Source organism: Nocardioides alkalitolerans (genome assembly GCA_038184435.1).
Taxonomy (GTDB): Bacteria; Actinomycetota; Actinomycetes; order Propionibacteriales; family Nocardioidaceae; genus Nocardioides; species Nocardioides alkalitolerans_A.
The window spans coordinates 3429608-3442860 of sequence record CP116227.1 but is presented as its reverse complement, the minus strand read 5'-3'; the positions used below and the strand labels follow the sequence as shown (position 1 = coordinate 3442860).

The 13253-nt window shown below is 66.6% G+C and carries 9 protein-coding genes and 2 tRNA genes; 9 read left to right on the top strand and 2 right to left on the bottom strand.

The window, feature by feature from the left end:
- Positions 1-16: 16 nt before the first annotated feature.
- Positions 17-90 (top strand) — tRNA-Ile (locus PIR53_16400).
- A 170-nt stretch (positions 91-260) separates the two neighbouring features.
- Here the strand turns inward: PIR53_16400 and PIR53_16395 are convergent.
- A complete protein-coding gene (locus tag PIR53_16395; GenBank protein WZH51589.1) occupies positions 261-1262 on the bottom strand; it encodes a DUF6301 family protein in 1002 nt (333 codons plus the stop codon).
- A 46-nt stretch (positions 1263-1308) separates the two neighbouring features.
- On the opposite strand from PIR53_16395, the gene PIR53_16390 reads away from it, so the two are divergent.
- Positions 1309-1620, top strand: a complete 312-nt coding sequence (locus PIR53_16390) for a hypothetical protein (GenBank protein ID WZH51588.1) — start codon at positions 1309-1311, stop codon at positions 1618-1620.
- A gap of 26 nt (positions 1621-1646) precedes the next feature.
- On the opposite strand, the gene PIR53_16385 is transcribed toward PIR53_16390, so the two are convergent.
- Positions 1647-2570, bottom strand: coding sequence for an alpha/beta fold hydrolase (locus PIR53_16385; protein WZH51587.1), 924 nt, complete (start codon positions 2568-2570; stop codon positions 1647-1649).
- Positions 2571-2722: 152 nt separating this feature from the next.
- Between PIR53_16385 and PIR53_16380 the strand changes: the two genes are divergently transcribed.
- The 7 genes from PIR53_16380 to PIR53_16350 all read left to right on the top strand — a co-directional run bounded on the left by PIR53_16380 (position 2723) and on the right by PIR53_16350 (position 13242).
- Entirely contained in the window at positions 2723-2845 is a 123-nt protein-coding gene (locus PIR53_16380; protein WZH51586.1) for a DLW-39 family protein, read from the top strand.
- Between the two features lie 53 nt (positions 2846-2898).
- Positions 2899-2971: transfer RNA gene (locus tag PIR53_16375), tRNA-Ala, on the top strand.
- Positions 2972-3128: 157 nt separating this feature from the next.
- Positions 3129-5153: a class I SAM-dependent DNA methyltransferase gene (locus PIR53_16370; GenBank protein ID WZH51585.1), complete on the top strand. Its 2025-nt coding sequence runs from the start codon at positions 3129-3131 to the stop codon at positions 5151-5153.
- Between the two features lies 1 nt (position 5154).
- Positions 5155-6399 carry a hypothetical protein gene (locus PIR53_16365; protein WZH51584.1) on the top strand — a complete coding sequence of 415 codons (1245 nt, stop codon included), beginning with the start codon at positions 5155-5157 and terminating at the stop codon, positions 6397-6399.
- A gap of 11 nt (positions 6400-6410) precedes the next feature.
- Entirely contained in the window at positions 6411-8102 is a 1692-nt protein-coding gene (locus PIR53_16360; GenBank protein WZH51583.1) for a DUF262 domain-containing protein, read from the top strand.
- Positions 8099-11194, top strand: a complete 3096-nt coding sequence (locus PIR53_16355; GenBank protein ID WZH51582.1) for a type I restriction endonuclease subunit R — start codon at positions 8099-8101, stop codon at positions 11192-11194. The genes PIR53_16360 and PIR53_16355 overlap by 4 nt, the downstream gene beginning before the upstream one ends.
- Positions 11195-11613: 419 nt before the next feature.
- Positions 11614-13242, top strand: coding sequence for a TIGR04141 family sporadically distributed protein (locus tag PIR53_16350; GenBank protein ID WZH51581.1), 1629 nt, complete (start codon positions 11614-11616; stop codon positions 13240-13242).
- Positions 13243-13253: the final 11 nt, after the last annotated feature.

The window sequence follows — 13253 nt, the reverse complement described above, 5'->3', positions numbered from 1 at the left end:
CCCCGGCACCAGCCACGGGCCTATAGCTCAGACGGTTAGAGCGCTTCCCTGATAAGGAAGAGGTCACAGGTTCAAGTCCTGTTAGGCCCACCCACGACGAACGCCCCGCGGATCTCCGCGGGGCGTTCGTGATTTCTCGTGCGACCCGGGGTACGGCGCGGGGGGGGGCCGAAATGTGCGCCTGGTGCGTCCCGGATCGCGTGCGGGCTGTCCCAGCTGCACAGTTCCCGGGCCAGTCCGGGGGTACGGCGCGGGATGCGTCAGTAGCCGGCGTAGTAGTTGTCGTCGTCCTGCTCCTGCCACGCGACGCCCTGCGGGCTCATGACCTCGGCGGTGACGCTCTTCGCGGACAGGCTGAGCCCGATGCGGGCTCCGTTCGGCAGGGTCCAGTGCCGCTTGCGGCTCACGGGGTCGTCCCGGCGGGCCTCGGCGTCCGTCGCGGGGCCCCAGCGCGTCGTACCGGCTGCGGCGGATGCCGCGAACGCGTCCCCGAGGAAGGCGACGGACTCGCGGGAGACGGTGCGGAGGGCGTCGGTGGTCCACAGCCGCACGCGGCTGAGCTGGCCCCGGCGCTTCTCGATCGACACGTCGGGGAGGGTGAGGCCGTCGGCCCGGTTGACGACGTACCGCCCGCCGTCCTCCACCTCGATGTCCCAGCCGAGCTGGGTGGCGACGTCGTACGCCGCGTCCTCCGCGAGCGGCCACGCCTGCGTCGCCCAGTGGTCGAGCACGCGGACCACGTCGGCGGGATCCATGGCCTTCCAGGACGCGCGCTCCGCCTCGGTGGGGGCCGAGGGCACCGCGCGGTCGGGCTCGAGGTCGGGGAACCGCAGGGGGTCCTCGCCGGGATCGAGGTCGTCGAAGCGCTTCTCCGGCCACGTGACGCCCCGGGGCGCGGGCTGGGGCTCGCGCCAGGCGCGGTAGCTGAGGTCGGCGGGGGACTTCACGCCGTAGGTCACGCGGAGCGCGGCGACGCAGCGCGCGGCGAGGGTGTGGAGGTCGGCGGTGGTGGCGGGCACGAGGAGCGGCGACAGCCAGTTGGTCTCGCCGCGGCGCGGCGGCTGCCAGCCGTGGTCGGCGAGGAGACCGGTGCGGGCGCCGGGGTGGGCGCCGGAGGCCTCGGCAGCGATGTCGTCGGGACCGCCGGCGAACTGGACGTAGGCGAGGTCGTCGCCCCGCGCGGAGACGATGAGGAAGACGCGGTCGCCGACGGTGCGCAGCGCGGCGAGGAGATCGTCGGTGAAGGCGTCCCATTCGGTCATGCGGCCATCCTGCCGGAATCGCGTGACACGCCCTAGGCTGCGTCGGGTGAGCGTGGTGCCGTCGCGGGAGTTCGACCTGCCGGAGCTGCCGGCGCCGTACTTCCTGCAGGTCTACGCGCACTCGCCCCCGGGGACGCCGGCGCAGGTGTTCCGCTACCGGATCGAGCTGCGGGAGCGGCGGCGCGTGCTCGGGGTGCCGTGGTGGCCGCGGCTGGTGACACGGGACGAGGTGCCGACGGTCGAGGTGCGGGACCCTAAGCGTCGACGCTTCACGGTGGCCCGGTTCCTGCGGCGGCTGGTGGACGAGGGGTACGTCGCGGTGGAGGACCTGCCGGCGAAGGCGCTCAGGGAGCGCTGAGCGCCCTCGCCGACTGTGGTCTCAGCTCAGAGCGCGGGGCCGTAGCCGCGGCACTCGGGCTGGAAGCCCTCGGGGCCGTCGTTGAGCGCGTTGACGGTGAGCTGCAGGGTGGGCTCGTCGAGGAACAGCCCGACGTGGCCGACACGGTCGTCGGCGCACAGGTCCTGGAGCACGACGTTCTCGGCGCCCGGGATGGACTGCGTGGCGTAGGGCGTGACGACGGTGTCGTACCGCGTCTGGATCGTCAGGTAGTCCGGACCCGCGGGGACGGTCGGGTCGGCGAGGAACTGGTTCATGAAGCGGCTGCCGCGGGCCTGGTCGGTGACGCCGGGTGCCTGGAGGAGGCCGGCGAAGCCCTCCGCGAAGCCGAGGAGGCGGAGCGACTGGCCGAGGGTGGCGATGCCGTTGAGGGTGGTGCCGTTCTGGCTGCCGCCCCATGCGATGTAGTCGTCGATCTTCTGCGCGCCGCCGGACTTGATGTAGGCGTAGGCGATCAGCCCGCCCTGGCTGTGGCCGACGACGTCGACCTTCGCGGAGCCCGTGCGGGTGCGCACCTGGTCGACGAACGCGCCGAAGGAGGCGACCGACTTCTCGACCGCGCCGAGGCCGCCGACGCGGCCGAAGGAGGAGAGGGTCATGCCGTAGTTCTGGGCGTAGACGCAGTACCCCTCGTTGAGCAGCCGCGGCGCGAGCTTCACGAAGTTGGAGCCGAAGTTGACGAAGGTCGCGTGCTGCAGGATGACGGGCTCGGGGTGCTCCGGGCTTGGCGCGCAATTCCAATTGTTCACGCCGGGCAGGTAGGCCGGGCTCGCGAAGAAGTTGGCGACGGCAGTGGCGAGGTTGCCCTCGCGGTACGTCGGGGCCGCGGCCTGCGCGGTCGTCCCGGAGCCGGCCGCGACGGTCGCGAGGCCGAGGGTGAGCGCGCATGCGGCGCGGAGGAGCTTCTTCATCGTGTTCTCCCGAGGCGGTTCTGGGGCGTGGCCTTTGCCAGTGGCATGTGACGTGGCACACGCAGCGTAGGCCCGAACGGGTGGTGCGTCACCGGTCAGTCGGGTGGGGTAGCCTCGGACGTCGTTCGACCTGCTCAGGAGGCCTGGAGTCCATGAAGAAGATCATCGTCACGCTGCTCGCCGTCGGCGGGGTGCTCCTGGCCAAGAAGAAGATGGACGAGAGCAAGGCCGAGCAGGCGCTGTGGGCTGAGGCGACGGACCCGGTGTCCAAGTAGTTTGTTGTTTCGCGCCGCAGCTGCGGTGTGAGCGCGTCGGTACGACGCGTGAAGGGGCCTTGGCGCAATTGGTAGCGCACCTGCTTTGCAAGCAGGGGGTTAGGGGTTCGAGTCCCCTAGGCTCCACTCACTGAAACCGCAGGTCAGCCTGCGGTTTCTGTCATTTCGAGGCCGATGGAACGTTTCCCTGATCGGCTCCTGTGGGGGACTGGCGGGGGAAAGACTCAACGGGGATTCCCGGGTCCCGTGATTTCCGCCGGAGCCATGGCCGAAGATGTGGATCATGCCCATCCCGGACGACGTGTGGAACGAGCTGATCGAGATGCAACCGGGGGAGCTGAAGAACCGAGGGCCACTGGCCTCGAGGCTGGGCGAGGAGAACCTCGAGCTCTTGGTCGAGAGCGGTCATCTGGTGGTCGAGGGCGGGCGGGTCAGCCGGACCAAGGTCTCCCTCGATGCCGAGGCGCTGTGGGAAGTCCTCCCGGACGACGGCTCGACCATGGGCAACCAACGCGCCCGCACCGAGTTCGGCTGGAAGAGCGAGAAGCGGTACGACGCCGCGAAGGCGCTGCTGCTCGCGACGGATGAGATCGCACTCGGGCGTGGGCGGGGTGGAGCCGTCCGGCGGCAGGTCGACGCGGGCAAGGCGGACGCTCCGTCTCAGCCGAAGGCAGCACGCGCCGAGGCCGCGCCCCCAGCCGCCAGGCCGAAGCCGGCGGCGAAGAGCAAGCCGGCGAAGCCGACCAAGTCGCTTGAGCAGCGGCTGTGGGATGCGGCCGACGCGCTGCGCGGCAACCAGGAACCGAGCGAGTACAAGCACGTCGTCCTCGGCCTGGTCTTCCTGAAGTACATCTCCGACCGGTTCGAGGCCCGCCGTCGCGAACTGGAAGCGGAGCTCGTCGCAGACAGGATGCCCGAGAACCGCATCGCGGACTTCCTCGAGGTGCGCGACGAGTACCGGTCCAAGAACGTCTTCTGGGTGCCGGAGGAGGCTCGCTGGAAAGCGATCCAGGACCGGGCGAAGCTGCCGACCATTGGCACCGACATCGACGCCGCGATGGACCTGATCGAGAAGGAGAACCCCGTCATCCGCGGCGTCCTCCCGCGCAACTACGGACGCGAAGGGCTCGACAAGGGCCGCCTCGGCCAGCTCGTCGACCTGATCGGCTCCATCGGTTTCACCGAGACCGACGACCACGGCTCCGACGACGTCCTGGGGCGGGTCTACGAATACTTCCTCGGCCAGTTCGCCGGCAAGGAGACGGGCAAGGACGCCGGCGCGTTCTACACCCCCCGCAGCGTGGTCAAGACGCTCGTCGAGATGCTCGAGCCGTTCGAGGGCCGCGTCTACGACCCCGCCTGCGGATCGGGCGGCATGTTTGTCCAGTCGGCCGAGTTCGTGAAGGCCCACGGCGGCAGCACCGACAAGATCTCCGTCTACGGCCAGGAGTACACCGACGCCACCTGGCGACTGGCCAAGATGAACCTCGCCCTGCGCGGCATCGAGGCCGACCTCGGCGAACGCTCCGCTGACACTTTCACCGCCGACCTCCACCCCGACCTGCGTGCCGACTTCATCCTCGCCAACCCGCCGTTCAACGTCTCGAACTGGTGGGACGCCAAGCTCGCCGACGACCCCCGCTGGAAGTACGGCACCCCGCCGGCCGGCAACGCGAACTTCGCCTGGGTCCAGCACTTCGTGCACCACCTCTCCCCGAAGGGCACCGCCGGGTTCGTCCTCGCCAACGGGTCGCTGTCGTCGAAGTCCGGAGGGGAGGGCGACATCCGGCGCAAACTGGTCGAGGCCGACCTGGTCGACTGCATCGTCGCGATGCCCGACCGGCTCTTCTTCAACACCGGCATCCCGGTCAGCCTCTGGTTCGTCTCCAAGGAGCGCCACGGCAACGGCCACCGCGACCGCCACGGCGAGGTGCTGTTCATCGACGCCCGCAAGCTCGGCCGGATGGAGACCCGACGCCTCCGCGTCCTCGACGAAACCGACATCGCACGGATCGCCGACACTTACCACCGCTGGCGCAACAAGCCCTCCTCCCCGGTGGTCGAGCCCGTCGAGACCTACGAGGACGTCCCGGGTTTCGCAAAGGCCGCCAGCCTGGAGGAGATCAAGGCCCACGACTTCGTCCTCACTCCCGGTCGATACGTCGGCGTCGAGGAGGCCGTAGCCGACGACGAGCCGATCGCCGACAAGATCCTCCGGCTCACTAAGGAGCTGTACGCGGAGTTCGACCGCGGGCGGGACCTGGAGGAAGAGATCCGCCGTGGCATGTCGAACCTTGGAGTTGAGTGACGTGGCCGTTCTCGGCGACTACGTCGATCTGATCCGCGGCAAGACCTACAAGGGTGCGCTCGTCGGTCAACCCGGACCCGCTCTGCTCGGGTTGGGCTCCATCGTTCCAGGCGGCGGGTTTCGCAATGACTTCAAGACCTATGGCGGCGAGTGCCCGCCGGATCTGATGCTCGCGCCGGGAGATCTGTTCGTCTCGCTGAAAGGGGCAACGAAGGACGGGGAGATGATCGGCTCGATCGCTCGCCTGCCCGAGTCCGTGCCAGCGGGACGGCTGACCCAGGACACCGTGCGCCTGGTGTTTCGCGAGCGCGACCTTCCCTTTGAGCGGTACATCTACTGGTTGCTCAGGACGCCTGCGTATCGCGCCTACTGCGCCGGCCGCGCGACGGGCAGCGCGGTCGTAGCGCTGAGTCGCGCGGACTTCCTCTCCTATCCAGTGCCGACGCTGACCCCCGAGCGAAACATGATCGTCAACGTTCTCGAAGCGATCAACGACAAGATCGATTCCAACCGCCGGGCGACTTCCTTGTTGGAGGCGCTTGGAGCGACAATCCTCGAATCAGCTCTCGTCATGGACGCGACCGGAACGCCCGAGTACGTCCTCAACCGGCGTATGGGCGACGTTGCTGCAGTCTTGGAGACTGGCTCGCGCCCGAAGGGTGGCGTGGCAGCCTCCGACACTGGCGTGATCAGTTTGGGCGCAGAAAGCATCCAATCGGCGGGCGTCATAGCCACGACTGCGTTCAAGCGCGTGTCAGAGGAATTCGTTGAAACTATGAGGCGAGGACGGCTCCAAGATGGTGACGTGCTCGTCTACAAGGACGGCGGAAGACCGGGAAACTTCATCCCCCACGTGAGCGCTTTCGGTCAGGGCTTCCCGGCGGCTATCGCTACGATCAACGAGCATGTCTATCGAGTGCGTGCAGCGGAGGGGATCTCTCAGGGGCTGCTCTACTGGGTTCTGCGCTCGCCTTGGATGGACCTAGAGATGCGGAAGCGCGGCACGGGCGTCGCCATCCCCGGGCTCAACAGCACGAACTTCCGCGACCTGCCGTGGCCCGCGCTCGACGGCGACTCTGCGCGGCACCTCAACGCAACGCTTGAGCCGATGCTCGTTTGCATGCTTCAGATCGGAGGAGAAAGCATGCGGCTTAGCGGGCTGCGCGATGCCCTCCTGCCGGAGCTGCTCTCTGGTCGCATTCGCGAGCCGGAGACCGCTGCCGTCGTACAGGATGGGACCGAGTAGAGGGAGGCAGAGTGGGGAAGTCGGACTACCCGGTCAGGGAACTGGTCGCCAAGATCGAGCGCGGCGAGCTGCAGCTGCCCGAGATGCAGCGCAAGTACGTCTGGACCTCCACCAAGGTGCGCGACCTCCTGGACTCGCTCTACCGCGAGTACCCCTCCGGCGTGATCCTGACCTGGCAGCCCGCCGCCAAGGTCGAGACCCGCGCATTCGCTGTCGACACCACCACTGACGGCGCAGCTGCGCCACTCCTCCTCCTCGACGGCCAGCAGCGCCTCACCTCGCTCTCGGCGGTGCTGCGTGGTGAGCCGGTGACGGTCAAGAACCGCAAGCGCCCGGTCGAGATCCTCTTCAACCTCGACCACCCCGACGAGCTCACCTTCATCACCGAGGTGGCCGAGGACAACGACAGCCACGAGGACGCCGACGACGCCGACGACGTCGACTCCGACCTGATCACGCGCGTCAACCGCCGGGCGTTCGTCGTCGCCAGCAACCAGGTCGCCGCCCTGCCCAACTGGGTCAAGGTGACCGACGTGTTCAAGAAGTCCGACTCAGAGCTGCTCAAGGCGGCCGGCGTCACCGGCTTCGACGACCCCAACTACGAGCGCTACTCGGCACGGCTCAAGCAGCTCCGCTCGATCGCCGACTACTCCTACCGCGTCGACATCCTCGAACCGTCGAAGTCCTATGAGGAAGTGACCGAGATCTTCGTACGGGTCAACTCCCTCGGCGCCAAGCTCCGCAGCTCCGACCTGGCCCTCGCCCAGATCACCGCGAAGTGGAACGGGTCTCTCGCCCTCTTCAACGCCTACCAGGCCGAGGTCGCGCACAGGGGCTTCGATCTGGACCTTGGTGTACACCTCAAGACGCTCATCGCGATCATCACCGGCCAGTCCCGGTTCCTCACCGTCGCATCGCTGACCCAGCAGGCGCTGGAGGACGGCTGGAAGCGCACCAAGCGCGCGATGGACTTCGCGGTCAATTTCGCCCAGCAGAACGTCGGCGTCGACAGCCCCGCCCTACTCTCGTCGCCGTTCCTGATGATCGCCACCGCCTACTGGGGCGCCCAGCTGGACTACAAGATCTCCGACAACGACGCCGCGGCGTTCCGAAAGTGGTTCCTCCTGGCCAACGCAAAGGGGCACTACTCACGGGGATCGACCGAGACGCTGCTCGACCAGGACCTCGCCGCCCTGCGGTCGGAGGACAGGATCGGCGCACTCAACCAGCGGCTCGTCCAGCAGGTCGGGCGCCTCGACTTCACCGCCGCAGACCTGGTCGGTCGCACCGCACGCAGCGGAGCCTTCAAGACCATGTTCCTCGCGTTCCGCGCCGACGGCGCGAAGGACTGGGCGACCAACCTGCTCATCAGCCCCAAGCTCGCCGGGCACGCTGACAAGATCGAGTTCCACCACGTCTTCCCCAAGGCGTACATGAAGAAGGCCCGGCCCGACGTCGACGGCCGCGACGTCGACGACATCGCCAACCTCGCCTTCATCAGCTCCAAGACCAATAAGGACATCAGCGCCAAGGCTCCGGCCGACTACGCCCCGAAGTACTCCAAGGAGCAGCTGGCAAAGCAGCTCGTGGTCTTCGATGACACGAACGCCGTGCCCGAGGGCTTCGAGAAGTTCGTCACCCAACGCCGTGAGCTGATCGCCGCCCGACTCAACGAGTTCCTCGCTACCGCGGAGAGCCAGTGAGCGGGTTCGACGAGGCGGTGATCGAGGCCGCCGCCCTCGACTACCTCCGCGAGGTCGGATACGTCACCGAGTTCGGCCCGAACATCGGGCCCGGCGGCATGGCCGAGGAGCGGGCCTCGTGGGAAGAGGTCTACCTGCTCGACCGGCTCCGTGCCGCCGGGCGACGGCTCAACCCCGATCACACCGACCTGGTGGATGAGGCCATCAAGCGCCTGCGCCGGGCCGAGTCGCAATCCGAGCTTGCCGAGAACCTCCGCGTCCACCGGCTGCTCGTCGACGGGGTGCCAGTCGAGCACCGCGGCGCCGACGGCCAGGTCCGGACGGCGTACGTCCGGCTCGTCGACTTCGACCAGCCTGACGCCAACGACTGGCTCGCGGTCAACCAGGTCACCGTCGTCGGCAACAGGAACCGCCGACCCGACGTACTCGTGTACGTCAACGGCATCCCCCTGGGCTTGCTCGAGCTGAAGAGCTCCGCAGCCGAGCACGCGACGCTCCGAACCGCGTGGAACCAGGTGCAGACCTACCGCACCGACATCCCCGCGGTGTTCACGCCCAACGCCGTTACGGTCATCTCCGACGGGACCTCGGCCGCGATGAGCTCCTTCACCGGCGCATTCGAGCACTACGCACCGTGGAAGACCATCGACGGCCGTGACGTCGTCACCGACAAGCCCGCCTTGGAGGTGTTGCTCAAGGGTGTGTTCGAGCGGGCCAGGTTCCTCGACCTGCTGAAGAGCTTCGTCGTGTTCTCCGACGAGGCGGGCGGACTGGTGAAGCGGGTCGCGAAGTACCACCAGTACTGGGCCGTCAATGCTGCCGTCGAGTCCACCGTCGAGGCCGCCGGGCCGACCGGCGATCGCCGCGGCGGCGTCGTCTGGCACACGCAGGGCTCCGGCAAGAGCATCGAGATGCTCCTCTATGCCGCGAAGGTGATGCGAGACCCGCGGATGGGCAACCCGACCCTGGTGTTTCTCACCGACCGGAACGACCTGGACGACCAGCTGTTCGGCGAGGTCTTCGCGCCCGCAGCGATCCTTCCGGAGAAGCCGGTTCAGGCCGTCTCGCGAGCAGACCTGCGCTCGCTGCTGCAGCGAGCCTCGGGTGGCATCGTCTTCACCACTCTGCAGAAGTTCGCGCCGCTGGCCGGCGATGACGTCAACCCCGTCCTCACCGACCGGCGCAACGTGGTGGTGGTCGCCGATGAGGCTCACCGCTCGCAGTACGGCTTCGGTGAGACGCTGGCGGCCGACGGCACCCTCAAGGCCGGGCTCGCCAAGCACATGCGCGACGCGCTGCCGGGAGCGACCTTCCTCGGGTTCACCGGCACGCCTATCGAGTCCGGCGACAAATCCACCCGCTCGGTCTTCGGCGACTACATCGATGTTTATGACCTCACCCGTGCCGTAGAAGACGGGGCCACGGTCAAGATCTACTACGAGTCCAGGCTCGCGAAGGTCGCCCTTTCGGAGGCCGACATGGGTGCACTCGACGAGCTCGCCGACGAGATCACGAGCGAGGTCGAGGAGGAAGAGGCGCGAAAGGCCAGGTCCAAGTGGGCCCGGCTCGAGGCCATCGTCGGGGCCGAGGACCGACTCGACCTCATCGCCGCCGACATCGTGCAGCACTGGGAGGAGCGCCGCAAGGCGATGCTCGGCAAGGCGATGATCGTGACGATGTCGCGTCGTATCGCCGTACGACTCTACGAGAAGATCGTCGCCCTGCGTCCCGACTGGCACTCCGACGACCCGATGGCCGGCCGGATCAAGGTCGTCATGACCGGTTCCGCCGCAGACCCGCCGGCATTCCAGCCGCACCTGCAGTCCAAGGACGTGCGACGCGATCTCAAGGCGCGCGCGAAGAACCCTGACGACCCCCTCGAGATCGTCATCGTCCGCGACATGTGGCTCACCGGCTTCGACGCCCCGTCGATGCACACCATGTACGTTGATAAGACCATGCAGGGCGCCGGACTGATGCAGGCGATCGCCCGCGTCAACCGCACCTTCCGCGACAAGCCCGGCGGCCTGATCGTCGACTACATCGGCGTCTTCGCCAACCTCCAGAAGGCGCTCGTGGAGTACTCGCCCTCCGACCGCGACCAGGCCGGCGTCCCCATCGAAGAGCTTGTTGACGCGATGCTCGAGAAGCACGACATCGTGCGCGGGCTACTGCATGGGTGCGACTACGACTCCTCACCCGATCTCTCGGCGGGCCAGCGGCTCGCCGAGCACGCCAAGGTGCTCGACTTCGTGATGGCCGACCTGGACCGGCAGAGCCGTTTCCTCGATCAGGTTCTTGCTCTTGCGAAGGTCTATGCGCTTGCTGGCGCGAGAGAGGAAGCCGGTGCGATCCGCAATGACGTCCGGCTCTTCACCGACGTGCGGGCAGCGATCATGAAGATCCTGAATCCCGACTCGGGTCGCGGCGGCTCCGGGGCCGTCGAGGTGGACACGGCGATCGGGCAGCTCGTCAACGAGGCAGTCGCCGCCGACGAGGTCGTCGACATCTATAAGCTCGCCGGAGTCGAGACACCTGAGATCTCGATCCTCTCCGACGAGTTCCTCGACTCGTTGGCGCATAAGGACAAGCCCAACCTCCAGCTCGGACTGCTGCGGAGAATACTCAACGACCGGATCAAGACGGTCTCGCGGTCGAACCTCGTCCAGTCGCGGAAGTTCTCCGAGCAGCTGGAAGAGGCGATCAACAAGTACACCAACCGCTCGCTCACGACGGCCGAGATCATCGCGGAGCTGGTCAAGCTCGCCAAGGAGATGCGCGATCAGTCCAACCGGCACGAGCAGCTCGGCCTGAGCGAGGCCGAAGCCGCGTTTTATGACGCCATCGTTCAGAACGAGGCTGCTGTGCTCGAACTCGGTGATGACAAACTCAAGAAGATCTCCGTCGACCTCGTCTGGTCGGTGCGCAATTCCGTGACGATCGACTGGAACTACAAGGAGTCGGTCAAGGCTGGGATGCGATCGAAGGTCCGGCGCCTGCTCGCCATCAACGGCTACCCGCCCGACCTCGAGGAGAAGGCCATCGAGCTTGTTCTTGAGCAGGCCGAACTCATCGCCGCGGACGCGAGCTAAGAAACCCCCGCCCGACCGGCCGCGTGTGGTTCCGGCGGGTCAGCGCCGCGCAGCTCAGTGGCTAGAAATTGCGGCTCGCTCGGGGTGTGGGAAGAACGACTTGTGACCGTACCGCACGCAGTAGGTCTCGCCGACCGTCGACCGGTATCGGGGGCACGCGACGTCGGTCGCGGCCGTCAGCGAGGCGAAGCGGGGCACCCCTTCGGCGGGCCGCACGTGATCGTTCGGCTGCTGTCTCACTGAGGCCAGCGACACTCATAATAAAAGCGGCGTCACAAAGGAGCAACTCACAACCTTGCCCACCATTAGGACGGGTCACGGCAGGTTCCCGAGACGTAGGCCACAGCCTGTGGGAGATTCTCGCCGGGGGGTTTGAGATCCGGTCTAGGCGAAGGGAGGGCCGCGTGGCGACGAGAAGATTGACCGTCTACCTCATGCAGGCGGGCGTGCAGGAGTTCAGTGAGGCTCGCTCGGACGAGAAGCATGCCGAGGAGTTCGAGTTGGCCGCGGAGCACGGTATTGATGGTCGGTTCTACAGGGCGCCCAGTGTCCCCAGGACGCCCCCTTGGGTCGGCTTCATCGAGCCAATCGTGACCGGATCGCTTGGTGACGTCCGTTCTTCCTCCGCGTCGGGTCTGCTGCTCATCCGCGTTGAAGGGCGGATCTTCGCATTCACCTTCGGCTTTGGGCGGTCCCTCCTAGACCTTTCTCGGATTGAGCACCGATTCGGCCTGAAGGTCGCGCTCAACCGAGTTGATCCAACACAGTTGCGAAGCCTGGACACCAAGGCCTTCGAGGACCTGGTCGTCACCACGACCACGCAGGTGAGCAAGAACGCTGAACTCCCTGCCTTCGGAGTCGACGTGAGTCGAGACATCCTGCGCGCGGCCACTGGTGAGCCCCGTGACAAGTCGTTCGCCAAACGGGTGTCGGGATCCGACGGCCTGGTACTGAATCTCGAGACCGAGGCCGCTGACCTTGGGGCGCTTTGCGAGGAACTGCTGATCGCGTATGCGGAGGATGGCTACAAGGCTGACTTCGAATGGATTGACCAGCTGATGCTCGTCAAGGACGCGAAAGTCCTGGAATCGCTCGACGAAGCGTTGGTCAAAGAACTCTCCGGCGCGGGTGCTGTCAGTACTCACACGGCAGTGCCGGAACCCATCAACTGGGAGGACATCGACGCCTTCAAGATCGCCGGTGCCGGAAGGAAGGAGTACGACGACCTCGACTTGCATGCCTACCTGGCAGATCTCGGTGACGAGCGTTCGGAGCTCACCCTGGAACGCATCAAGGACCGGCGCGTCTCAGTCAGGTACGCGAGGAGCGACAGATTCGAGTCGAAGTGGAGCCTCTACAAGTGTCTCGTCTCGGAACAACGTGTCGAGGAAGCGCTCTACGTCTTGATCGAGGGCAGGTGGTTTGTAGTGAGCGGATCACTTGTTGAGGATGTCGATCTTTTCGTCGAGCGGATTGCAGAGCCAACCGTCACCCTGCCCCCGTCAAAGGCCGGAGAGAAGGAGGGCGTCTACAACAAGCGCGTTGCCGAGGAATCGGGCGGAGTGTTGGTCAGTCTCGATGCCAAGATAAAGCGGCCCGGCGGTGCTGCCAGCGGCATCGAACTCTGTGATCTGCTGTCGCAGGACGGAGAGTTCATTCACGTCAAGCGCAAGTCCCGCTCAGCAACCTTGAGCCACCTGTTCGCCCAAGGCAGCGTTTCCGCGGCCACGTTCTTCAGCGATGGCACGTTCCGCGACGAGGTCAGGACGACGATCGACAAGTTCGACGACGTGGATGCGCGCGCGAAGTGGCTCGAGCTTGTGCCGAAGGGATCGGATGAAGTGGACCGGTCTCGCTACTGCGTCACCTATGCGGTTGTCGCGAACTCGAATCGTCCGGGAAGAGAGTGGCTGCCGTTCTTCAGCAAGTTGAACTTGATGCAGCACGGCAGGCAGTTGAGCGCCTATGGCTTCCGCATCGCCCTCGGCCGCGTTGGCGTCGACGCTGAGGATGGGGTTGCGGCAGTCGGCGGGACGACCGACGAGTGATCGGCCAATGA